Here is a 24836-nt window from a genome sequence, read left to right on the forward strand (position 1 = left end):
AGACCGACGACCTGCCTTCAATATGACACTTGGTTTTTGCCTTGTGATTTTGCTTGATATAGCTTTTTATCGGCACGTTGAATAAGGTTATCCATGCAATTACGTGCGGCCTCCTCATTCCTTTTTTCAGCGGCGTCATGATCATCGTCGTTATATGCCACACCAATACTCACCGTCCGCTGTATTCGATTCTGTGAACAGTACCATTCACTCTCCTCACATCGCCGACGAATTTCTTTCGCCACGTCAATCACCTCAGTCGCGTTGAAATCCGGTAAAAAGATGACAAATTCTTCTCCTCCCCAGCGACCAACAATACCTCGCTCAGACACAATGTTTTCACATAGCTGACCAATACAACGGATCACAGTATCGCCACTAACATGGCCATATTCATCATTCACACGCTTGAAATCGTCAATGTCCAAGAGTATGCACGCCAATGAGTCGGTATTGCGCCATTTATCTTGAAACCATTGATAAATGGCATTGCGGTTCCACAACCCAGTCAGCGAGTCATGATGCGCTTTATAATCGAGCTCTTTTTCTAACTCAACTTTATCAGTAACATCCTCGATGACCGCTTGAATTGCAGGCTCACCATCCCACTCAATAACATTGTCGTATACGCTGAAATAACGTTTTTTTCCATCAAAGCAAATATTTTCAACCACAGAGTGTGCGCCTTCGACTCTCCCTGACATCAGCTCTTGATAGCGCTCTATCACTGTTGCTCTAGCACTCTGAGGGATAAAATCCAATAAGCTAACCTCATCTAATACATAATCGATGGAGGGCGCATGCATTAAATTGACCCATGCTTGGTTCACCATAATTGGCCTAAAATCTCGATGCACCGTAATACCCTGTCGCGAAGAGAGGATCAGTCGTTTATATTTTTTTTCGTTTTCAAGCATTTGTTCTTGAGCACGCTCAAGCATCGAAAGATCAATTAAGGTCACTTGAACGGCAGGCTTTCCTTCCCATTCGATCAAGTGGTCGATGGTAAACACGGTAAATGTACGTCCATAACGGTCAATATTGCGGAAGGTACGGCCTCGGGGAGTCACGAGCCCCTTAACTTGTTGATAATAATTATCGCGTGCGGCTTGATGATACGTGGGGTCAATTAAGTCAAGAAAAGAATCAATCCTCGACATTAACGTGTCGGCAGAGTCATAACCAAAAATATGGGCATAATTGTCATCAACGTAAACCAATTCAAAGTCTTGGAGAACAAGCATCCCATAAGTTGAATTGATATTCAGTGCTGGCATACAGGCCCTCTAAACAAATCAGATAAGATCCGGAAGATTTCTTCCATAACAAAATAGTAAGTAAGCAGCCCATATATCAATCAATAAAAGGCAGTTGCTGATTAATGCGCAACACTTGAACATTCGTCATTGATTTGGGTTTCAAAGGCGCTATCTCCCCTAATTCTTCCGATAAATTCAACGACTTTCTAAAGGGGAGCGTGTCCAACCTCTGTGTTAACTGATGCTTTAATTGAGCCAACGGCACCGGACGCCCGAGGTAGAATCCTTGAGCTTGTTCGCAATTCAACTCTTTTAAAATACGCAGCTGCTGCTCAGTTTCCACCCCCTCTGCCACAACATGAATACCAAAGCCGTTTGCGATATCAATAATGCCAGAAGTGATCGCTCTTGAACGGTAATCATTTTCTATGTGTTGAATGAAACTGCGATCGACCTAAATTTCATCCACATCTAGCTTATTAAATATTCCGAGTGATGTGTAACCTACGCCAAAGTCATCAATAGAGAAGGAAACGCCATAATGTTTTAACTTTTTCACCAAAGCCGCACACAGTTTAATCTCTTTTAACATTGCCGTCTCAGTGATTTCAAGACACAGATAACGAGCAAAATCAAGATCTTGTTTAAGATAAGATTCTATTTGGCGGATATCTTCTGCACTGCTTAACTCGGTAGCCGAAATGTTCACTGACACGCTTTGAATCTCTTTCCCTAACAACTGAGATTCTTTGAGCTGTTTTGAGGCTTTGCTCAGTACAAGCGTGGTTAAATCACGACAAAAGTGGTTTTCTTCGGCCAGTGTTATAAATACCGCGGGTGACACGGCTCCATACTGGTGATGCTCCCACCGCGATAGCACTTCAACGCCCGTGATTCGTTTATCTTTCAAGTTATATTTCGGCTGAAACACGATTTGTATTTGCTCTTCTTCAATCGCTTTACGCAGTTCAGCAATCATTTCTTGTTTTTGTAGGTCTTGCTCGATCAATCTTTGATCGTGATATCGAATGGTATTTTTGCTTTTCTTTGCCTCATTCAGCGCATGCCTTGCTGAAGACAGGAGCTGTTTACCTGTGCGACCGTCAGTCGGATACAGCGCCACACCAATCGAGCATGTGACACCACTGTCATATTCATGAGCGTGTTTGTTGAATTGCCGTTGAATACGTGCCAAATGCAGGCCTATTTGACAGTCATTGTGCATACGGATCAAGCAAGCAAAGCCATCCGTGTGGATACGAGAGGAGAAAAGCGGAAAGACCGTTGGAGACTCAATAGATTGCGCGACACCTTTTAAAAATTGATTGGTTTTCTCAAAGCCAAACTTATCTGCGACGGGTTTAAAGTTATCGATATCGAGAAGAAAAAGCACATAATGTTCTTTATCGTATGCGCTATTGAGCTTTTGCTCTAAATGACGAAAAAACACATCGGGACTACGTAATCCGGTTACATCGTCGATGTCGTTAGCACGCTCAAGCTCTTGATTGTTCTTTTTTACTAGCCTCCACAATAACAGCGACGTTATCACCACAAACAGTTGTCCCTTGAACGACTGCACCCAAGAAAACACTTGTAGGTTGTTCGATAATAACGCGACCGCTTGATCAGAAAATAAAACCCACAATGATGAAAATACAAAGTAGATAAAAACGAGTTTAGCGGAACAGTGCGGCGTTTTTTTCATATTGACCCAAAAATATCGTCCGTGCGCCATTACAGCATTAAGGCCATCGCATTAATGACTAATTTATCACTATATTCAATATCAGACCAACCATTTATAATCTTAATGAGAGCACGCTTATTTTCATTTATAAAATATAATGCTTACCCACAGCAGCACAGGTTAACATTACCATGTCGTCTTTAAGCGTGGCTTCTCGCCTTCAATGCATCACCTCCTATGTAAGCGATTAATGAACCAGTGAAGCCTTAGTCAGCTTCACCAATTTCAATGTTCCATGGCATGAGAAGCGAGATATCATCGGTCAAAGTTCGTTTCGGCAACTCGGTGAATAGGTGTTAGAAGTAGTAGGGATTAATGTCATTGGCACGACATGTCATCACTAAACTATACAAGTTGACACTTGTTTTTTCTCCACCAACGGATGTCGAGAACATCCAGATGGTACGACCTTATATACTAAGACTGTCTCGGTGTTGTCTAAGTTTGACCAAAAGAAGAAGGCAGGTACTTCTTTATATTGCCAGTCAGTGAAGCTGCCTGGCATTATTTTAATTATGGCTTTTTAGCCTTTGACTACTTAGGCTCTTATATCACCACCCTCATCGGGCGAGGATTTACGGCAAAATTGCTAAAAGTAAAAAGTCCACTGCATATCTACCTCCTAGATATGAATCAAGTCTTGATGTAAACCTTCAAATCATACCAAGAAACCTAAGATCATTTGGCATATTCAAAACAATTATCACACTTTTTTTATGGGAAAAACTCATTCCCTTGAAGGCCCATATCATCAATAGGAAAATTGTCCCATAAAGACCAAAAAGTGGGAAAAGATGACCAAGCAAGATTTTATCGATAGCGTCAACGAGGTTGGTGCGCTGACGCCGAGCGAAAAGCTCATTGTTCGTTACTGCATCCAAAACTTCCCAATGCTGCCATTCGCTAAGATGGATGAGTTGTGTAAAAACATTGGCGTAGGTAAAGCCACTCTGGGACGCTTTCTCAATCGACTCGGTTTTACTGGCTTTATCCAGTTTAAAAAATTCGTCTCGCAAGATTTAGTGCAAGAGCTGAGCACGCCAATAGAACGCGTCTACAGCGCCGATTCCACGCACCCAAAACAAGGTTTCGTTAATCAGCACTTTGAAGAAGTGATGGGCAATATGGAAGAGACGTACAGCACGCTCTCCCTTCCTGATGTAGAACGTGCCGTCGACTATCTGCTTACCCCAAAAGGCAAACTTTACATTATGGGCAGCGCGTCTGCTGAAGCCTTGTCGAACTACTTTTATCTTCTCGCTCGATATCTGCGCAAAGATGTGGTGCTACTCAAAGCTGATGCTTCCACGTTACCTCACCAATTGGTTGATGTGGATGAAAACGACACGTTACTGGCGATCTCTTATCACCGCTTTTCCAACATTACCGTGCGTTGCGTACGTTGGTTCCATCAGCATGGCGGCAAAATCATTACTCTTACCGACCAACAAGTGAACCCGTTTGTCTCTTATTCAGACATCGAGTTTTGTGTCGCTAGCCACAGTGAAAGCATCTTTAACAACCGTACTTCGGGATTTTCTTTAATTGAATTATTGATTAAGGGGATGTCGAGTAACGCAGAAAAAGACCAACGTTTTAGCAGAATAGAAAACACGTTTAAAGAATTCGAAATATTCAATAACAAGTAAACACGCCCCTCTTCTTCGGAAGAACGTCTAAACCCCAAGAGGTGTAACATGATTACCTACCTAGCCTTACCGATTATCTTTTTTGTCGGCTACTTTATTGTTAAAAAATACAATACCCAAGCAGTGCTGCTACTGGCCGGCTTACTTATGATTGCTTTAGGTGTTCTCAGTGGACACGAAGACTTTATGCCCAAAGGGGGCAAACCAACGGGCGCGGTGATTGTCGACTTTTTTGAAGTGATTAAAGTGATCGCCTCTTCGACATTGGCGAAACTGGGCTTGATCATCATGGCTGTGGGTGGTTTCTCGAAATACATGAGTCACATCGGCGCGGCGAATGCGATGGTTCAGATTGCAACCAAACCGCTTTCGCACATCAAAAACCCATACCTTGTCTTGGCAATGGCGTACATCATTGGTCAGCTCATCAATATCTTTATCCCAAGTGCGACTGGCTTGGCACTACTCCTTTTGGTGGCGATGTACCCAGTGCTTGTCGGTGTTGGTTGTAACCCAGCAGCGGCCGCGGCCGTGGTTGCAACAACGGGCTGTTTGGACTTGGGGCCTGCCTCTTCGGCAGCGAACAAAGCAGCGGAAGTTTCTGGCATTGACGTTGCTACCTACTTTATCAGCTACCAAATGGTTGTGGCTGGCGCAGCAATGATCGTGATTGCAATTCTGCACTTTGTTTGTCAGCGTTACTTCGATAAAAAAGACGCAGAAAAAGGTGTAGAACACGAGTTCAATCTAGAAGAAAAAGAACAGCGTCAGGTACCAAAATGGTTCGCGATTCTACCTGTACTACCACTTTTGCTTTTACTGACGTTCAGTAAATTTGCCATCACTAGCATTCGTATGGATGTGGTCACAGCGATGTTTATTTCCCTCTTCGTTGCAATGGTGTGTGACTACATTCTTGAGCGTGACGGCAAAGCAGTAGCAGCGTCTTTGAAAGTGTACCTTGATGGTATGGGCGGCGTGTTTGCTAGCGTAGTGAGCTTGATCATTGCGGCGCAAGTGTTTGTGAGCGGTTTGAAATCTATTGGTTTCATTGGCCTATTACTTGACTCTGCTTCTAGCTTTGGCTTTGGTTACCTCGCGATGGTTCTGGTTCTTGTCGGCATCATTATGCTAGTAACCCTATTATCAGGCTCGGGTAATGCGTCTTTCTTCAGCTTCTCGAATCTAGCACCAGATGTGGCGACTCAAGTGGGCGCACCGATTGCCGCCGTCGCGATGCCAATGCAGCTTGCTTCTGGTCTGATGCGCTCTGCTTCTCCGGTGGCAGGGGTGATCATTGCCTGTTCCGCGGTCGCAAATGTTTCTCCAATTGATTTGGCGAAACGTACTGTGATCCCAATGGCCGGTGGCCTAGCGACCGTGCTTGTCGTCTCTCAAATACTCATTTAATGGGAGGATGTATGGATATTGTTGATCGCTTTATCAGCTATACCAAAATTAACACAACGACCAATCGTGCTAACGGAGCGGCAGGCATTATGCCTTCCTCTCCGGGGCAGATGGTGTTAGCGAAAAAATTGGCCGATGAACTCATTAGCCTTGGCATGCAAGATGTGCACGTGGCTGAAACCGCGATCGTCACTGCGACGCTACCAGCGAATATTGATACTGATGCGCCAGTGGTCTCGTTTTTCGCGCACCTTGACACCAGTGCCGAACAAAGCGCCGACACCAAGGCGCAAATTAAGCGTCACGACAGCGATGCGATTTGTCTTAACCAAGAGCTTGGCATCTACCTCAGTGAAAAAGAGTTCCCAGAACTGGCGGATTACCGCGAGGAAGAGATTCTAGTGACCGATGGCACTAGCCTATTGGGCGCAGACGACAAAGCCGCGATTGCCGCGATTATGGATGCGCTGCAACATTTTCACACACACCCAGGAGAGAAGCATGGCACGGTCAAAATCGCCTTTGTGCCAGACGAAGAGCAAGGCTTACGAGGGGCAAAAGCCTTCGACGTTGATGCATTCGGTGCAGATTTTGGCTTTACCCTAGATTGCTGCGGCATCGGGGAGTTTGTATGCGAAAACTGGAACGCGGGCAACGCGGTGGTGACCTTTACCGGACAATCGGCGCACCCAATGTCGGCCAAAGGCAAGCTGAAAAACTCACTTCTGATGGCACATAAGTTTATTGCCATGCTGCCACCGGGTGAAGCACCAGAATACACCGAAGGCCGAGAAGGTTACTACTGGGTGAAAGAGCTAAAAGGCAACAGTGCTAAGACCGTACTTAACCTCGATATTCGTGACTTCTCTTTTGAGGGCTACAAGCAGCGCATGGCGTTCTTGCAGCAGCTGGCTGACAGTTGTGATGCGCTGTGGGGCGGCGTTGAGATCGACTTAAGTGATCGCTACGAAAACGTGGCTAATAGCCTGCAAGGTAAGAATGCCTATGTGGTCGACATCGCCAAACAAGCGTATGCAAATAAACAAATCGAGATGAAACAAATACCGATGCGCGGCGGCTATGACGGTGCGGTGTTGTCTCAAAACGGACTGCCTTGTCCGAACTTGTTCACTGGTGCCCATAACTTCCACTCGATTTATGAGTACTTGCCGGTGAAATCACTACGCGCCGCGAGCGAAGTGGTACAAGAGGTCATTAGGATCACGAGTGAAAAATCAATTAATCGTAATTAGCGGAGAAACGCCATGAATGTATTGTTATTTAGTAATGGTAAAGTGGCTGGTAATACCTCATTACTTGAGTTTGGTAGTGAGTGGGTTGAAGATGCCATCAAGCGCACTGGTACAAAAAAATTGCTGTTTATTCCGTTCGCGATGATCCGCGGCGAATATGATGAGCGATTGGCGCAATTAAGTAGCGTAGTGGCTCCGTTTGGCGCAAGTATCACCGGAATCCACCACGCAGACGATCCGGTTGAGGCAGTCAAGGCCGCAGACGGATTTATTGTCAGTGGTGGGAACACTTGGGTATTAAACAAGATGTTGCACGACCAAGGACTGATTGGCCCGTTAAGACAGGCGATCTTGAAGCAAGATAAGCTGTACATCGGTTGGAGTGCGGGTACAAACATCGCATGCCCGACCATTCGTACCACCAATGACATGCCGATTATCTCGGCTGCGATCTTGCCTTCACTCAACTTAGTGCCGTTCCAGATCAACCCGCACTATATTGAAGCCAATATTTCTGGGCACATGGGTGAAACTCGTGATGAGCGCATTGAAGAGTTTTTGATCCAGAACCCACATGAAATCGTGGTCGGCATTCCTGAAGGCACCATGCTCAAGATAGAAGGCGAACAGCTGAGCTACTACACCGCCACGGGCGCACCGCTTAAGTTGTTCCTGCATAAACAAGAAGCGCAATACTTTAACTCCGAGGACAACATCCAGGCGTTGATGCAGCAAGGTATTTAGAGTCTATTTCATTAGACTGACGTGCAAAAAAACGGTGATAAATAATTATCACCGTTTTTGGTTTTTCTGCCGATATTGATAATCTTCTCAAACATTGGTCGAGAAAATTAACTTCATTCAAGCATCTCTCTTGTTCTTTTCCTGACTCGAGCTCTACCATCGACTCGCGTAATCGACAAGCATCGCTTCATAATTTTCAAGTGAGCTCATCACCACGAGCGCTTCACTTTTGCTAGTGATGATGATAGGCACATTATCATAAAGACTTTTTCCATCGTCATTTGGCAGCACCTGCTTTAAAGTTAACGGGGGCTGTACTAAATGAAAATTCGATGGCTTTTCTTATCAAATACTAGTACTAGCCTGTATCCGCCCCATGAATCCACGGGGCAACTTGTCAGTGCTTGAAGTTCCAAGGTAGGAGTGCGTCGATATCAGACTCTGCTTTTGCTAACTCTTTCAGACACTTGACCATGTAGTTGTAGAGGATAAGACCGTTGGCTTTCGCGATCTCGACGATGCTGTAAAGTATCGCGCTCGCATAGTCGACTGACTTTCGCTCATCACTATTGGCTGAACTTGAGTTTGCTCTTCTGGTTTATTGAGTTTTTAAACCAGTAATGAAATGTTTGATAGTTGATGTCATTGTCGAGGCAAAATTGTTTAAGCGTCAAATTGCTATTTTTGGCTGCTCAAATACCTGGGCCCAGTGATAACGTTTTTGTTCTTGATTCATAATATCTCCTTTGAAAAAGATACTATGATAAAGCTAGGTTTCTATTGGTATGTGGGTTTTATTCATCGCTTACCATCCTATTGTATATCTCAGTCCTTGTGATTGATGATAGTTAAGTCATTTTGACGGGTTTACCTACGTTACTAACCCCCGCATAAAAAACCCTCAAACATGGTGTTTGAGGGTTTTGTTCATCATACAAGTCATTGAAAGTCTCATTATTATTAACTAACGTTTTTTATAAGACCTCTCCAATTTATTTATTAACCTCTGACGGGTTTTTAATCCACCGAATCAGAGTAAGACTGCAGGCTAAAATGATCAGTGTCGCGGGTAACCCACCTAAATTGGACAGCTGCTTAACACCATTGATACCAACGGTACTGACCATGATCCATGCTACCAACCCAATCAACGTACCCCATAAAATTTTAATAGGTAACGCCGTGCCTTCGTCTGAATCTGAGGTGAAATCTTTCGTACACAAATCACCAATGGCATCGGTACTGGAATCGGCCGCGGTAACATAAGAGATAAACGCAACCAAAATCAGGAAAAAAGAAGTCACACCACTCATCGGTAGTTGATCCATAATGTGATAAAGCAATTGTTCAACACCGCCATTATTTAACACTTCATAGAGAGTGCCGTTAGTGGTGGTATCAAGATATACCGCAGTCCCGGCAAATACAGAGACCCAAAAAAGAATAAACAAGCTAGGGAAAATCAGGTTCACCTGAATAAACTCTTTTACTGTATATCCGCGCCCGATCTTGCCAAGGAACATTGCGGTGATAGGTGCCCAAGCAAACCATACTGCCCAATAGAATACACTCCACCATTGTGGCCAAGGATCGTTAGCCGCTTGACCAGTAAACAAGCTTAATCGAAAGAAGTTCTGGAGGTAAGCTCCCAATCCTTCTACTCCAATGGATAACATGTAGACCGTAGGGCCAAACACCAAGACGAAGGCAAACAGCGCCATCAACATCCAGAAGTTCGCTTTTGATAGGCGCGCAATCCCTTTATTCAGTCCACTGGCAGCAGAGAAAATGAATGTCGCAACAATGAGGGCAATAAATATGCCTAACGTTATTGCGTTGCGCTCAATATCAATAAACTGACTGACACCACCGAGTAAAGTTAATGCACCGGTTCCCAAAGAGGAAGCCATGCCGACCACTAAAGAGTAAAGAGCCAAGGCATCAATGATATCGGAAACCCTTGGCGTTAATGCTTTTCCAAACACCGGGCGTAGTGAACTAGAGATAGAAAATGGCATCTTTAAGTTGTAAAACGCCAAGGCAAAAATCAAACCAGGTATACAGTAGATAGCATATGGCGTAGGTCCCCAGTGCAAAAACATGGCAGAAAATGCAAATAACGTTGCATTCGCGCTACCGGGCTCAATACCTAAGCTTTCCGGTGGCGCGTGTAAATGATAAATCGGCTCGGCTGTTGTCCAAAACAGAACGCCAACAGCCAATGTCGTACAAAGCACTATCATAAACCAACGTGGTTTAGTGACTCGTGGGGTGCTGTTTTCACCGCCGATACGGACATCACCTAACTTCGAGAAGTAAGTTAAGACAACCAGCACCAATAAGTAAAAGCTGCCAATACTAAACAGCCAAGAAAACAGATCCAACACCTTATTGTTTAATTCGCCAGTGACAGCCGTGAATTGCTCGAGATCCACCAAACTGAGGATCAGCGCGCTCACCAAAATTAAAAACGTCGGATAAAAAACCAACGGTCGTAAATGTTTAAACATTATTACATCCTGTAAACTTGATTACATAAAATTACGTTCAATGGTTTCATCAAAAGACTTTTCAAAAATAACCTCATCATCATGCTTGGCGGTCCAGTGCGCGTGAATGTAAAAATTTTCCTGATCGCACGTCATCACGTATTGGGCTTCAATGCCGGTACGCCAACCATCACGTCCCATATCGACTCGAAGACGAATATCATTCTTCGCACTGTGAGGATCTTCAGGATGAATAGACAGGAACTGATGAATATCAAAATCAATTTCACTTTGAGACGAATTAAAGTACTGGCACCCAAAATCATCATAGGTTTCAAGCGTCGTGATCCCGGTTTGGTAATCACGATGCACCACACGCTGACTGTCTGTCGGGGTACGTTGTTCACCATCAAAACTCACTGCTCGACTGTAAGCAGGAACACGATCCGTCGGGGTTTGCGTGTGATTCAGTGGAAGCTGAATCGAACACTGTGCTGGATTGAGTGTTAAGGTTGCGTCATGTTCACACGGCCAAGTCAATGGCCAGTAAGCGGTAGAAATCGCTACGCGTAGTTTATGTCCTTTAGGGACCACATACGCCATATGATAAAGTGGGACCTCGACTTGATATTCATGCCCAGGCTCTAATGCTTCAGGAAACTCATGGCTATCACGGTGCGCTAAATTCAAAATGCCATGCGTCACTCGCGTGACTTCCCCGGTCGGATGCACATCAGAAACGCGCACTACTACATGCGCATTAGGCGCGGAGCTGGCCAAAGAGAGCTGCGCTTTGACTTGACCTGCGATCGGCAGATCCTCACTTAGCGTATCCGTTTCAAACACTAATGAGCCAGCATCGTCATGGCGCTGGTCCGCCGGCTGTTCCATCTCTAAACGAATGCCGACACATAAGCGGCCGCCATCTAGGCCGACATCTTGCGGCGAGCGAATCGAAATAGGCGGATTGTCGCTTGGAGTGTCTAACAAAGACTTATTGCCTAAATAGTAAGTGCAATGTGTTGTGTCAGGCGAAGGCCAAGTAGGCTCACTGACCCATTTACCTGGGCGCATTTCGTAATCGCTGCTCGGCAGCACACTCTCTTGAAGGTAGTATTGCAGCTCAGGCTCCTGTTCAATGCCATTCTCAATGCCTTTTAACCAACGATCCCACCAACGCACAGACTCTGTCACATAGTCCATCTTGGGATTTGGATAAGCAATGTTTGGATATTTGTGCGCCCAAGGACCAATCAGACCTTTTTTCGGACCGGTTAAATTGCGTAATAAAGAAAAAACGGTGTTGCGGTAGTTATCTGCCCAACCGCCGATGGCGTAGACCGGTATCTTGATGTTTGAGTGATCTTCACACACAGACCCGTGTTTCCAGTAATCACCTCGCGTTTGATTGCTGATCCATGGTTTGGCCAAAAATGGCATTTTGTTCAAACGTTCAAGCCAAATTGATTTCCAGTTTTCGCCAACTAATTTGGCATCCGGGCTACGACCTTGAGCATACGCCCAGAAAAATGCGGCCCAATCCATGTTGTCGTTTAACAAACAGCCACCTAGAAAATGAATATCATCGCGGAAACGGTCATCGGTAGAACACTGGGTAATGATGGCTTTGAGAGCGGGAGGTTGTAATGCAGCTATTTGCAGCGAGTTAAACCCACCCCAGGAAATACCGACCATGCCGACACTACCATCACACCACGCTTGGCGAGCGATCCAGTCGATCACGTCACAACCATCTTGCAGTTCCTGGGCTGAATACTCATCTTCAAATAAACCTTCCGATTCACCACAACCGCGCAAATCGACACGAATACACGCATAACCATGCGCAGCAGTTTCAGGCATCGTGATTTCATCACGAATCACCGTGCCGTCATTTTTTCGATAAGGTAAAAATTCTAAAATGGCAGGTACCGGTTTAGAGTCGGCATCATCGGGCATCCATGCTCGAAACGCTAATCGTGTACCGTCGGGCAGGGTAAGCCAATCGTGATGAATCTCTTTTACGGATTTCATTCAATCTCCTTAACTATTCATAAATTTTCACTTTTTATATTACGGTGTGAGATTTGCCAGTAAAACGTTAATTAGTTAAGCTAGCTTCAACTTTTAGTTAATGCTCTTTGAGGAACAATGCCAATAGACCGCAAAACGATCCCGACTACGGGAAGCCTAATCATGTTCGAATCTGCCGCAAGATTGGGGAGTTTTGTCAGTGCATCCGAAGAGTTATTTGTCTCTACTGCCGCAGTAAGTAAGCAGATAAAACAGCTCGAAGCGTTACTTCAAGTTAAGCTGTTTCATCGAACTCGTACTGGTGCCGTGGTCACGAGAGCGGGTGAGCAATATCTGGAAACCACGCGTCAAGTCCTTGATATTCTTGCACAAGGAACGCAGCGTTTTTCTGGCGAAGAGGACAGTACTATCGTACTCAACGTTGAGGTAGGCCTGTGCTTTTTGCATTTTTGGTTATTACCTAAGCTTGAAGATTTTCGTCAACATTACCCAAACATCCAGATCAATCTTATCGTCAACAATGAACGTACTCAGGTTGACGAAAATGATGATTTTGATGTGGCATTTTTTTATTCCAGTGTCGATACCTCGAATCGCGACAATTATCTACTTTTCCATGATCGCGTACTGCTAGTGGCAAGCGCTAATTTTGTAGAAACACGATTGGTTGACAAAGATATTCGCTCCATTTTGCAGCAGTGGAAGATCATGTTGAAAGAAGAACTACCGATGTGGGAAGGGTGGGAATCGTTTTGTCATCGACTAGGGGTGGAATACGACATATCTGATGATATTCTCTTTGTGGAAGATCAGGTGGCGGTGATTCAAGCGGCATTCAACGACGGAGGGGTGGCACTTGTAACCGAATGGCATGTTAAAGATGCACTCGAATCGGGACAATTGGTTGCGCTAACGCCTACCATTGAATATGAAAATAAGGCGTATTTTTTAGCTGTATCAAATAAAGAAAAAAACGAAGCAGCGAAACTCCTCATCAATTGGGTTACGTCTCAAATTGCCCCGGTGTGATCACTGACATTTTGCTTCATTTACATCAAATTTATCCCACCAATAAATACCCGCTCGATAATTTGCTAATGTGCTCCAAGCATGGCACGTATGAATAAAAAACAGAGATAAACGCCTCTGGAATTTCTCATTAATCCATCTCTCAGCATCAAGCCGCTCGGGCCTGGCTGAATGCTCGCAACCTCTAAATTTCAAGCATCGACCGTATCGGAACATGCCTACGAATAAGGTCGAGCACAGAAAAATCGATAAATTATTTTAGTTTAATGAAAGAAAACAGAATGGCTGTCGGTCTTGTAAATTCGAATAATCATCATTCATAGCAAAAGGAGCAAATATATGAAAATACTAAAAACTTCGATCCTAACACTGTGTTCTTTAGTCGCGGCCCCTGTCTTCGCTGATGTTAGCGTTCACGTCCTAGATACCAACAAAGGACTGCCAGGTACAAATATTGAAGTCAAATTCTACGAGAAGTCCGGAGAACAATGGAAACTTCTTGCAACTCAAACAACAGATGAAAACGGACGAATCAAAAAGTTCGATTTTGGCGAAGGTACCATGTATCGAGCGGAATTTAACGTTGGGGATTTTTTCGAAAATCAAAACACCGACTCTTTCTACAGCAGCATCCCAGTTGATTTTAAGGTAGAAAATAAAGACTCACACTATCATATCCCGCTCCTACTGAGTCCGTATGCTTACTCCACTTATCGCGGAAATTAAGGGAAATTTAAAGTTATCCTATCTGATTGACAGACATGCTTTACATTTATAAATACAGAGACTTCCTGTCTAAAAAATAGAGTAATAACTTCACTTCCAAAAAGCTGGAAACTCATAACAATAAAGCCTGTTACGCAAAGTAGCAGGCTTTTTAGCAGTCGACGTCTACATCTTAGAAAACGAAAAGAAACAGATTTCTTAGCAAACCGCAGAAATCGCAACCACATATCCGCACTCAGAGTCCCTATCACTCTTACGAGACTGAAGTGAGACAAGGGCTCTTTTAGCAACGTACCTTACGTCAGTTCCGCAATTTTCACCGTTGGCTTTTCCGCTACCTTCGCGCTGGAAGTTTGCTTATAAAGGTTGTTATAGCAATAATTTGTCGCGTCAATGTAGCCTTCTACACTGCCGCAATCAAAACGCTGGCCTTTAAATTTATACGCGAGCACGCAACCCGATTGCGCTTGTTGCATCAGAGCGTCGGTGATTTGGATCTCACCACCTTTACCTGGCTCAATATTTTCAATCAACTCAAAAATATCGGGTGTCAAAATATAACGGCCAATGATCGCCAAGTTACTTGGCGCAGTACCGGGTTCCGGCTTTTCTACCATGCTGTCAATACGGAAAATGTCTTCTTTGATCGCCTCACCAGCAATCACACCGTACTTATGCGTTTCTGTTTCTGGCACTTCTTGTACCGCGACAATGGAACAACGGAACTGATTATACAGCTCGACCATTTGAGCCAGAACGCCTTTGTCTTCATTGACACATAGATCATCTGCAAGTACAACCGCAAAGGGTTCGTCCCCCACCAATTCACGCCCCGTCAGAATCGCGTGACCTAAGCCCTTCATCTCACTTTGGCGGATATAGGTGTAACTTGCCGAATCAATTAAACTGCGAATATCACCGAGCAGCGCTTCTTTACTTGTGCCACTGATTTGATGCTCTAACTCGTAGTTTTTATCGAAGTGATCCATGAGCGAGTGCTTGCCTCGACCAGTCACAATGCACATGCCGTTCATGCCCGCTTCGATGGCCTCTTCAACGCCATACTCGATCAGTGGTTTGTTCACCACGGGCATCATTTCTTTTGGCATGGATTTCGTTGCAGGTAGAAAACGTGTACCGTAACCCGCTGCAGGGAAAAGACATTTTTTAATCATAATAATATTCACCAACTGTAAAAAAGGCCCTCACGAAGAGAGCCGCTATAACTTTTTATTTTAATAGCTTAATCGCTACCAAACAGATCGCGGGTGTAGACTTTATCCGCCACATCGGCAAGTTCCTCAACCATTCGGTTAGAGACAATCACATCGGCGGATTGCTTGAACTCATTGAGATCACGAATGACGCGAGAGTTAAAGAAGTCATCTTCTTTTAGTACCGGCTCGTAAACAACGACGTCGACGCCTTTGGCCTTAATACGCTTCATGATGCCTTGGATAGAAGACGCACGGAAATTATCTGATCCCGCTTTCATGATCAGGCGGTAAATACCCACCACTTTTGGCTCACGCTTGAGAATAGATTCTGCGATAAAATCTTTACGGGTACGGTTTGCATCCACAATCGCACCAATAATGTTGTTTGGTACATCTTGGTAATTAGCCAAAAGCTGTTTAGTATCTTTTGGTAAGCAGTAACCCCCGTAACCAAACGATGGGTTGTTGTAGTGGCTACCAATACGAGGGTCTAAGCTAACCCCTTCAATGATTTGACGAGCATCTAAACCATGCGCTTCTGCGTAAGAATCTAATTCATTAAAGTAAGCAACGCGCATCGCTAGGTAAGTATTTGAGAACAGCTTCACCGCTTCTGCTTCTGTCGAATTGGTAAAGAGAACTTGAACATCCTCTTTCACAGCGCCTTCAACTAGCAGGCCTGCAAATGTTTCTGCACGCTCACTGCGCTCACCAACGATGATGCGAGATGGGTAAAGGTTGTCATACAACGCTTTGCCTTCACGAAGAAACTCTGGCGAAAAAATAATGTTTTCGCAGCCTAATTCCTCTCGAATACGCGCGGTATAACCAACCGGCACTGTCGATTTAATCACCATCACAGCATCTGGATTAATCGCTATCACATCCTTAATCACCGCTTCAACTGAAGAGGTATTAAAATAGTTGGTTTGCGGGTCATAGTCCGTGGGAGTGGCTATCACAACATATTCAGCGCCTTGATACGCGTGCTGTTTGTCTGTTGTAGCCACAAAGTTCAGCGCTTTGTTAACGAGAAAATGTTCGATCTCTGCATCAACAATTGGAGATTGCTTTTTATTGAGTAATTCAACTTTTTCAGCAATGATATCTAATGCGACCACTTCATGATTTTGCGCCAATAACATAGCATTAGAAAGCCCAACATAGCCGGTCCCCGCAACTGCGATTTTCATAGGTTAATCCTTCAATTTATTTTTGCCAGAGAATAGCAAAATTAGATTTGTTGTGCTATTGACCAATGCAACGGCTAACCAATTTCTCCACCGGCCGACACGATTCTGGAAACTACAGCTTTTTACCCCCGCTAACATGGGCTAGAATTACGCAAATATATACAATAACGGTTGGCTTTTATTATGTTCTTTGAACTCAGTTTTATCTTTTTCTCTTCTTTTGCCACTCTCTTCTTAATGCGGAAAGTGGCGAAAAAAGTCGGCTTAGTTGACAAACCCAACGCCCGTAAACTCCATCATGGCGCCGTTCCCTTAGTCGGCGGAATATCAATTTGCTTAGTGCTAGCACAATACCTGACTTTTAACCCCGACATCATCAAACACAGCTGGCTTTATCTATTATGTATTGGATTATTAACTCTGATTGGCGCTGTTGATGACAAGATTGATCTTAGCTTCAAAATCCGTATGGGCGTCCAAGCACTACTCTCTATTGTGATGATGAAAGCCGCAGGACTTGAGCTTCACAGCCTCGGCAATATGTTTGGTATCGGTGAAATCTCTTTAGGCTGGGTAGGTAGTTTGATCACTATTTTCGCTGTCATTGGCGCAATTAATGCCTTTAATATGGTCGACGGTATTGATGGATTACTTGGCGGACTTTCTATTGTTACTTTTGGTGCCTTGGCTTTTTTACTTCAAGTCGATAGCCAACATGGTCTTGCATACTTATGTGTAGTGATCGTCGTTGCCATGCTTCCCTACATTTTTATGAACCTTGGCATTCTAGGGAGAGAGCGAAAGGTATTTATGGGGGATGCAGGCAGCATGATGATTGGATTTACGGTGATCTGGATATTACTCGGAGTGAGTCAAACAGAAGGCTCTGAGCCTTTGATGCGTCCAGTTACAGCACTTTGGCTTATCGCCGTGCCGTTGATGGACATGACTGCCATTATGATCCGTCGTATTCGCCGAGGAGACTCGCCATTCAAGCCTGATCGCGAACATTTACACCATATCTTCCAACGCTTAGGTCTGGGTCCTAGACAAACATTGGTTGCTATTTGTTTTATCGCCACGTTGTATGCAAGCTTTGGTCTTTATGGTGAAACAACCAATATCTCTGAACTCACGATGTTTAGTTTATTCATGGGTTGCTTTGTTATCTATTCCGTCATACTGGCGTATATTTGGAAAATCACGAGCTTTATTCGCAACAAGTTCGGAAAACAGCGCCAAGCGGCTGAGTCGCCAAACGCTTCCTAGAAAATACACTATTTCCGTACGATTTGAATATGCAAGCTGGCATCGTTGAAAGTGCTCTGTCATTTTTTGGGGGGCTCTATTCAGCGGCTTTACACTTCCAAGCATCGACAATCAAACTGCAATGTAATATAAGCCTGGCAGCATCACCTCTTGCAAAACGGTGCCTAGCTTTTAATACTGATAAAAACACCAATTAAGACTGCTTAAAAGCAAAGCAAAACACGCTCGCCGAACCGAAGGCGGGCTTTGTTTTTTAATCCGAACTCAACCTTTTATCCGGGTATGATTAAACGATCACTATCGTTTAGGCATGTTACGAACGGATAGTTTGATTCAGGTGGGTCAATTTTAAATCGGCGCTGACACTAACCCTCTTAGCTTATTTAACACTTTTATCATGGCGTCAATTTCATTAGCTTAGGCATTTTAATTTCTTAAACTTAATTCCTCACCAAACAGTTTATTCATACGGAACATCGTCGTCTAATCCGCGATGAACCAAAACAAAGCCTTACGGAGATACGCCTTGACTGTGATAAAGTGATACATTGAACAACAGGGTAGGCTTCATTAAGATCCTATGCATCGTTGGTTATTTCCCTTCTCATTTCTCAGGAATCTTCCTTACCATTACAGATGGTTGATTTTATTATTTTTGGATTTATACATAGAAAGGTCCGCTTTTTCTATCAATTGTTTGGGAGACATACACTGAACGCTGTATGATTTGTCGTAAAAATAACGCCCCATAGAAACTGACACTGATATCTTGTGATCATTAATATTGATTGGACCATGTAGGCGTAGGTTCTTTTCAACATTTAAGCTCCATCTCTCGAGAGCTTCTTCAGAGGTATTTGGTAAGATTGCAATAAATTCATCGCCACTCAGACGAGCAACACAACATTCTGGCTGTCGACATTGCTTCAACGTTTTACCCATGTAATTTAGTGCTTGGTCTCCAGCAGCATGTCCAGCAAGATCATTGACTTTTTTAAGGTTATCGATGTCCATATATACAATACCAATGGTGCTTATTTCTTGATTTTTTAACCAGTTTGCAATGGTTTCTATCGCTGCCTCTCTGCTTTTCAATCCGGTTAAATAATCATGATTCAATCGGGTGTTCAAGTTTGCGATATTTTGTATCAATACACTTTTCTCTGCTTCTAACTCATAGATTTTATTGAGTAATATTGATTTTTGGCAGGGTATTATGTTGCACCCTGGAGCAGGAAGCGTTACTTGACCTTCGATATGTATAAACAACGTGTTATTTTTCATGCTTTAACCTCTCAGTGTCGACGATTTAAATTTACTCGACAATGCGTCGTTATGTGTCGCATCAAGATTAAGCGCATATTTCAATGAATTCTGATATTATTCTGAACCATGGACTGGGTGTTCTCTACAAAGCCAAGGATATATAACGCCCAGTAATACTTTGAAAAACACCGTGACATACATAGCTCATATCTAAGAGGTAGGCATCTAGCGTCGTGTTGTCATAAGATAGACCGTACTTGTAAGAGTAATGATTATTTTATTGCATTATATGCACTCGACACCTTAGATCAGTTTTGTGACCGATTACAAACAACAAAGAACGTTAACCATGCATACAAAGGTAAAGGATATATACCCAGAAAGTCTTGAGCGCTTATCTGCTTTCGTCATTATAAGTTCATTGATCATTTTATTTGTCCAAAACCTGATAGATAATGTGATGCTCTTTCAATACATAGACTTACTTGTGCTCGGTTACTTCTCCGTTGAGTTCCTTGTCAAAGTCGGTGTCTTATCATGGGGGACTTACATTCGAGATAAAGCATGCCAATTTGATCTGCTTTTACTTCTTATCAGTATCCTTTCTATCCCCTTTTCAGATGTCGATAGCGTCATTTACCTTAGAATTTTTAGATTAATTTCTGTTATTCGAATATTCAGAGTCATCCCTAATGGTTCTCAAATCCTAAGGGGGTTGATTCGGGCGATAAAAAGTTCTAAAGCAGTACTTGCATTATTATTTACTATGTTGTGCTTTTTTTCTTTAATTGGTTTTATTCTTTTTTCTAACTCCGTACCAGAATACTTCAGCACCCCCCTTTCGTCCCTAAACACAGTATTTGAAATATTTACCATTGAAAACTGGGGAGAGCTGCCTGACTCGATAGACAAGATCAATAAGCCAGGCTTACATGCACTAGTAAATGCTTTTACTATTATTGTTTTAGTTTGTGGCGGATTTATTGCGGTATCTCTTGCAAACGCAGTTTTTGTTGATGAGCTGGTGAGTGATAATAATGATGACTTGAAGAAAGAAGTACTTCAGTTAAGACAAGAGAATCTAGAAATAAAAAAATTACTTTATGAGATAAAATATAAGATCGATTGATGGAGCACTTTTTAAAAGAGCTCCAAATCATAAAAAGTCAAACAATCTCTAAGGTGCTGTGATTTTCAAGTAATGCCATGAAATCATCACTAGACTTTATTTTCAAATCAATATGCATAAAGTCAGCAATACTTTCTACTTCTTTATTTACATTTCGGTTGTTTTTAACTGCATCATTTAGCTTTTCATTAAGCTGACGGAATTGTAGTCTCTCTTTCGCCAGTCTCTCAATAGAAGCGTTTTCAAAAGCGTCAGTATTTTCTTTGATTTGTCGGATCCGCAATTCAAAGACTTCTTTGACTCTTTTTTGCCTCAAGTCCGCTTTCGTAGAAAATATATCTGCCTGGTCTATCATCCAGACCACTATAGCTGAACCAATCCCTGAGATCATGATACTCGTTGCTTCTTTTAGATGTTCACCAATAATAGGGATATTGGCAATGTAAGAGCCTAGGCTTGTTTCAAAGGCAAAGCTTAAATAGGTTACTATTGTAGTGGCAAGCAATTTTGTAATCGCATCTGCCTTTTGGGCCTGAGTGCTATCGCTCATGAGTATTTTTATCGATTGAATAATTGCCGAAAATCCTTCAGTGAGAATTTTTAGCGCGCTTTTTAACATACCAACAAATAACTCAATCACAGCATTTATGAAGTATTTTATGAAATTTTTCAATGCGTCTTTTAGAACATGAAAGCCAATGCTTTTAATATTGTTAATTACATATTTATAAGCTCGATGAAATCTTGCTTTTATTGCTTCAAGCTTTGAATTCGTCTCAAAACCACTTAATACACCATTTCTTAAACTGTCCGTCAACTCAAAGAAAATTGGTTTAATTATTAAAATAATTAGTTCACCAATACCTTTTTGTTCCAATTCATTTTTTGCCTGTTTATAAGATTCGTCACCCAATTTCATTGAAAGAGTGCTGTCTTTCTTTAAGTTCTTTACTACTGAATCATTTAGCTTTTTTTCTATTGATTGAGTGGCGACTTGATCAGCTTTAAGTGACTTATTTAAAGTTTCATCGCTCGGGGCATGTTTAATCCAATCTTTTTCATTTTGCGAGAGTTTTTTCCCTTCGCCTTTTTTTTGCTCAATTCTTTGTTTTTCCTGATTAACCCAGTCTGTATAATCTGACCAAGACATGTCCCCTTTAGATGTGTTTAAGGTGCCAGAAATGACTTTGTAGTTGTCGTCTTGATTTAACGCGTCTTTCAAGTCGTCGTTAGTAAGTCCACGACTAGAACCATATGCGTCAAAAGCGTGCTTTAAAGGCACTTGATGGTCAACATTCATCTCGCTAGGAGCAGTATTTATCCCGTTATTTTTACGACTTTTATTGTAATCACTGCTCCGTTTGCGTAATGCCTTCCTTACTCCATTAGGATTGACTTCTAACTCACTATATACTCGCGTTTGTCCTTCCATGTATCTATTTAAGTAAGAGTCTTTCCTCCCTGTCATTCTTCCCTTATCTTCGAGCGTCTTTCGATCGTACTTTCCTCTTTGCGCACTTTGATTATCACTGTGCGAATTTAAGCGCTCCTTCTCCAGTCTTGCATCATCGACCCGTTCAGGAGCCTCATCATAGCGGAAATGCTGTATCTCATTAACTAGTCTCGTTGCCGTTAATCCATTTTTTGATAAGTCCAGCTTAGAACTCCTTACAAAACCATCACATACGCTTAAAATAATTGGTTGAATAAGAGCGTCACCAATACCAGATTGACTTTGATTTATTTCTTTTTCAATATCTTCTAAGACTTTTAAACTATCTTTTTGGTCGTGAAGCTCTACATCTAACAAGATCTTGCTCGCCTGTAATGGTGAGCAACCCTGAAGCTTTTTAATGATATCTTCACTCGAAAACGAGGTTATTTCATAGTCTTTGTTCTGATTCATACGGGACCTTTATGCACACAAAGACTGTGCTTGAGTGAATTCGTATATGTTTTTCGCTTTCTGGCTATCATTCTCTATCAGCTTACCAGTGTCGGATAGGTAGCCGAGATTCGCCATTTGCTTCAATACTATAGAAAGACTAAACAACGCTCGGAACTCTTCTAAGTGGACAATAGGCAAAAGTCTAAAGTCGAGTTTATGCGCAAACACATCTGAGCTATTGCTCATTTGATGTAAACGTTGGCTCTGTATTCCATACTCAAAACGCTCAAGGAGATCACTGTAGCTTTTGATCAGCTTGTCGAAATAAACGACAACATTATCAATAGAGTCATTGATGACGCTTAACTGTTTTTGTTGTGCTTCTAGCTTTGCAATATCTTCGTTAATACGTTCACGCTCTTGTTTGGCATTGGCCAATGAGGCTTTGGCTTTCTTGCGGGTGAAGATACCAAGTGTCAGTACCATTCCGAGCGTATCGAGCATCCCCATTTTGTTGAAGTCGATTTCCATGATAGAAGCTTTAGCCCTAAGACCACGTTGATTTTGAGATTCTAAAATATCATTATCAAAAAGCTCTTCGAAAGGCTGACCTTTTACTGTGACGTTATGTAAGCGCCGTGAAATGCTAATAAAACGCTCGAAGTGGACGTTATATATATCGTATTTTTGCGCGTTTATTTGACTGATTTTTTCCTCGATACTTGCTGATATACCGGCAACGGCGACTTCGTAGACCTGCTTAGCATCATCGTAACGTTTTTTCGTTTCTGCATATATGGCTTCAGCTTCATCTGCATAGTGTTTGCCTGTAAAAGCATTCCAAACTTTGGCAGACTTCTTCTTAATATGTTGAACTGCACTAGAGACTTTTTCTTTAACTGCACTACATTTGCTTGCCGCCCAACGATAAGCGCTCTTAAAAAAACTCATCATTACTCCTTGTCAATCATTGCATAGCCTTCTGAGACCATATCATTCATTGCAGAAACCCAACGTTGAATCTTCTTAGACTCGTACTCTTCGATAGAAAGCTGGTTGGACAATTCGGTCATAAAGTCACTTTCTTCCTTACTAACGTCACCATCAGCCAATAGGATCCCGTAAAGCTCAAGAAGGACAATTCGTTTACTTTTATTTTTGCTTTTTGAGAGAACTTTGATCACTGATTGAATATTGTCTTGCTTTTTCAGCTCGTATTCCGTTAAACCACATTCCTGCACAAAAGACTGGTAAACCTCTTGTTCTTCCGTTTTTTGTTCTCCGTCTAGCCCCATTGAAAATTTTGCCAACTCAAGGAAGTTCTTTTTTTCGCCTATGTTTAGTTCTGATAAATACATTATTGCTCCCTCTCTCAGTAAGCGACTTCTACCTGGCTTATTTCATTACCCGATTGATCAAAAGTTTTTTCTATGCGTCCAGTTACTTCACCAGCATCATTGTAATTGTATTCAAATACAATATTCCCTTTGTCATCAAACTCTCGACCAATGAGAGGCTTACCCTCTTCATTAAATAACATTTGATATTTCAACCGTTCATTGGCATAAGTATCACTTCTTCTTTTGATGTTGTTGTCGTAGTTGATATAGGTGACTTGTCCAGAATGTTTGTCTTCAATTTGCGTGACTTTGCAGTCACCTAGCTTCTTAACAAAGTCTTCAGTGTCAATTTCTAATTCCTGATGTTTAGCCAATTCATTGGTTAAACTGACAAGATTGTCTACACATAGCTTTTGGATTTGAGTGGTTAATTGCTCTAACATTGCCACGTTTGACTGTCTATGTGAGAACTCTGAGCGTTCATTGAGTTTTTTCAAGTTCAATAGGGACTCACTAAACTTATGATGAGAAAAACTTAATAATTTTTGGATTTGATCAAACTCTTCTCTTTGCTTATCTGTCAGAGTCGCAATTGTTTTCATGTGATGATTTTCGACACTGGAAAGGGCATTAAGAGTATCGGCATGTTTATTATCGATGAAACTACTTAACGTATGTAAATCACTTTTAATCGCCTTTATACCCTCAGCAATGAACTGCTCGATGGCGGCTTGCTGTTGCTTCATTAAATCGAAAGCTTTCGTCATCGTAACGCGTTGCGTTTCTCCTATTTCCACAATATTTTTTTCAAGAGAAGACGTTGATGTGGTAACTAGGTTGTAAACTTGCTCATTGTATGTCGACATTGCTTGAGAGTTTAATTCCTGCTTAGATAAGATATCTAACCCTTGTTGTGTGACGGTGCGACTGAGCTCATCGGTGGCCTTGTGAGAGGCATCGATAGAGTCTGAGAGTCGTTGCGTGGTCGCTTTCAAATTTAGATCTTGAGCGTCAAATAATGCTTTAATCAATGAGTCATTGTTTTCAAAAGCTTGTGTCAGCTTGTTACTCTCATCAGTTAGACTTCTGTGGAGTTCGTTTTTTTTACTTATCGAAACGCTTTGAAGGATGACTATCAAAGATGAGCAACCGACCAATGTCCAGAATAATATTTCTAATGTTATTTCCATT

19 protein-coding genes and 3 pseudogenes are annotated in these 24836 nt (G+C 42.5%); 8 read left to right on the forward strand and 14 right to left on the reverse strand.

Annotated features, from left to right (window positions below):
• Positions 1-17: 17 nt before the first annotated feature.
• The 3 genes and pseudogenes from ATG66_RS18585 to ATG66_RS18595 all read right to left on the reverse strand — a co-directional run.
• The gene (locus ATG66_RS18585; protein ID WP_098416695.1) at positions 18-1277 is read right to left on the reverse strand and encodes a sensor domain-containing diguanylate cyclase; all 1260 of its coding nucleotides are present in this window, start codon (positions 1275-1277) and stop codon (positions 18-20) included.
• 202 nt (positions 1278-1479) lie between these two features.
• Positions 1480-2967 (reverse strand): annotated as a pseudogene (locus ATG66_RS18590) (putative bifunctional diguanylate cyclase/phosphodiesterase); the annotation flags it as partial.
• Positions 2968-3215: 248 nt separating this feature from the next.
• Positions 3216-3419: pseudogene (locus ATG66_RS18595) on the reverse strand (transposase domain-containing protein); the annotation flags it as partial.
• Positions 3420-3803: 384 nt separating this feature from the next.
• On the opposite strand from ATG66_RS18595, the gene ATG66_RS18600 reads away from it, so the two are divergent.
• The 4 genes from ATG66_RS18600 to pepE are packed head-to-tail and all read left to right on the forward strand — an operon-like array spanning position 3804 to position 8065.
• The gene (locus tag ATG66_RS18600) at positions 3804-4658 is read left to right on the forward strand and encodes a MurR/RpiR family transcriptional regulator (RefSeq protein ID WP_098416696.1); all 855 of its coding nucleotides are present in this window, start codon (positions 3804-3806) and stop codon (positions 4656-4658) included.
• Positions 4659-4706: 48 nt separating this feature from the next.
• A complete protein-coding gene (gene dcuC / locus ATG66_RS18605; RefSeq protein ID WP_098416697.1) occupies positions 4707-6068 on the forward strand; it encodes a C4-dicarboxylate transporter DcuC in 1362 nt (453 codons plus the stop codon).
• A gap of 11 nt (positions 6069-6079) precedes the next feature.
• Positions 6080-7321 carry a peptidase T gene (gene pepT, locus ATG66_RS18610; RefSeq protein WP_098416698.1) on the forward strand — a complete coding sequence of 414 codons (1242 nt, stop codon included), beginning with the start codon at positions 6080-6082 and terminating at the stop codon, positions 7319-7321.
• Positions 7322-7333: 12 nt separating this feature from the next.
• The gene (pepE, locus tag ATG66_RS18615) at positions 7334-8065 is read left to right on the forward strand and encodes a dipeptidase PepE (RefSeq protein ID WP_098416699.1); all 732 of its coding nucleotides are present in this window, start codon (positions 7334-7336) and stop codon (positions 8063-8065) included.
• 397 nt (positions 8066-8462) lie between these two features.
• Here the strand turns inward: pepE and ATG66_RS18620 are convergent.
• The 4 genes and pseudogenes from ATG66_RS18620 to ATG66_RS18630 all read right to left on the reverse strand — a co-directional run.
• Positions 8463-8606 (reverse strand): annotated as a pseudogene (locus ATG66_RS18620) (transposase domain-containing protein); the annotation flags it as partial.
• Between the two features lie 25 nt (positions 8607-8631).
• Positions 8632-8739 (reverse strand): hypothetical protein, encoded by a 108-nt coding sequence (locus ATG66_RS21245; RefSeq protein WP_441351608.1) that lies wholly within the window; start codon positions 8737-8739, stop codon positions 8632-8634.
• A gap of 318 nt (positions 8740-9057) precedes the next feature.
• Positions 9058-10575 carry a BCCT family transporter gene (locus ATG66_RS18625; protein WP_098416700.1) on the reverse strand — a complete coding sequence of 506 codons (1518 nt, stop codon included), beginning with the start codon at positions 10573-10575 and terminating at the stop codon, positions 9058-9060.
• Positions 10576-10596: 21 nt separating this feature from the next.
• Positions 10597-12588 carry a CocE/NonD family hydrolase gene (locus ATG66_RS18630; RefSeq protein ID WP_098416701.1) on the reverse strand — a complete coding sequence of 664 codons (1992 nt, stop codon included), beginning with the start codon at positions 12586-12588 and terminating at the stop codon, positions 10597-10599.
• Positions 12589-12705: 117 nt separating this feature from the next.
• Here ATG66_RS18630 and ATG66_RS18635 point away from each other — a divergent pair, with 117 nt between their 5' ends.
• Both ATG66_RS18635 and uraH read left to right on the forward strand, forming a co-directional pair.
• A complete protein-coding gene (locus tag ATG66_RS18635) occupies positions 12706-13617 on the forward strand; it encodes a LysR family transcriptional regulator (protein ID WP_098416702.1) in 912 nt (303 codons plus the stop codon).
• A 339-nt stretch (positions 13618-13956) separates the two neighbouring features.
• Positions 13957-14343, forward strand: coding sequence for a hydroxyisourate hydrolase (gene uraH, locus ATG66_RS18640; RefSeq protein WP_098416703.1), 387 nt, complete (start codon positions 13957-13959; stop codon positions 14341-14343).
• A 296-nt stretch (positions 14344-14639) separates the two neighbouring features.
• Here uraH and galU read toward each other — a convergent pair whose 3' ends face one another.
• Both galU and ATG66_RS18650 read right to left on the reverse strand, forming a co-directional pair.
• Entirely contained in the window at positions 14640-15518 is an 879-nt protein-coding gene (gene galU, locus ATG66_RS18645; RefSeq protein ID WP_098416704.1) for a UTP--glucose-1-phosphate uridylyltransferase GalU, read from the reverse strand.
• Positions 15519-15586: 68 nt separating this feature from the next.
• Positions 15587-16753, reverse strand: coding sequence for a nucleotide sugar dehydrogenase (locus ATG66_RS18650; RefSeq protein WP_098416705.1), 1167 nt, complete (start codon positions 16751-16753; stop codon positions 15587-15589).
• Positions 16754-16936: 183 nt separating this feature from the next.
• Between ATG66_RS18650 and wecA the strand changes: the two genes are divergently transcribed.
• On the forward strand, positions 16937-18022 hold the full coding sequence (gene wecA, locus ATG66_RS18655) for a UDP-N-acetylglucosamine--undecaprenyl-phosphate N-acetylglucosaminephosphotransferase (protein ID WP_098416706.1): 1086 nt from the start codon (positions 16937-16939) through the stop codon (positions 18020-18022).
• A gap of 630 nt (positions 18023-18652) precedes the next feature.
• On the opposite strand, the gene ATG66_RS18660 is transcribed toward wecA, so the two are convergent.
• Positions 18653-19306 carry a GGDEF domain-containing protein gene (locus ATG66_RS18660; protein WP_098416707.1) on the reverse strand — a complete coding sequence of 218 codons (654 nt, stop codon included), beginning with the start codon at positions 19304-19306 and terminating at the stop codon, positions 18653-18655.
• Between the two features lie 331 nt (positions 19307-19637).
• On the opposite strand from ATG66_RS18660, the gene ATG66_RS18665 reads away from it, so the two are divergent.
• A complete protein-coding gene (locus tag ATG66_RS18665; protein ID WP_098416708.1) occupies positions 19638-20417 on the forward strand; it encodes an ion transporter in 780 nt (259 codons plus the stop codon).
• A 37-nt stretch (positions 20418-20454) separates the two neighbouring features.
• Here the strand turns inward: ATG66_RS18665 and ATG66_RS18670 are convergent, their stop codons facing one another.
• Genes ATG66_RS18670 through ATG66_RS18685 form a run of 4 tightly spaced genes read right to left on the reverse strand, consistent with a single transcriptional unit; the run spans position 20455 to position 24835 of the window.
• Positions 20455-22323, reverse strand: coding sequence for a DNA repair protein (locus ATG66_RS18670; RefSeq protein WP_098416709.1), 1869 nt, complete (start codon positions 22321-22323; stop codon positions 20455-20457).
• Between the two features lie 9 nt (positions 22324-22332).
• Positions 22333-23256 carry a DNA repair protein gene (locus ATG66_RS18675; RefSeq protein WP_179885725.1) on the reverse strand — a complete coding sequence of 308 codons (924 nt, stop codon included), beginning with the start codon at positions 23254-23256 and terminating at the stop codon, positions 22333-22335.
• Between the two features lie 2 nt (positions 23257-23258).
• Positions 23259-23663 carry a TerB family tellurite resistance protein gene (locus ATG66_RS18680; RefSeq protein ID WP_098416710.1) on the reverse strand — a complete coding sequence of 135 codons (405 nt, stop codon included), beginning with the start codon at positions 23661-23663 and terminating at the stop codon, positions 23259-23261.
• 14 nt (positions 23664-23677) lie between these two features.
• A complete protein-coding gene (locus ATG66_RS18685; RefSeq protein ID WP_098416711.1) occupies positions 23678-24835 on the reverse strand; it encodes a chemotaxis protein in 1158 nt (385 codons plus the stop codon).
• Position 24836 lies beyond the last annotated feature (1 nt).

The organism is Vibrio sp. ES.051 (genome assembly GCF_002563795.1).
Lineage (GTDB): Bacteria > Pseudomonadota > Gammaproteobacteria > Enterobacterales > Vibrionaceae > Vibrio.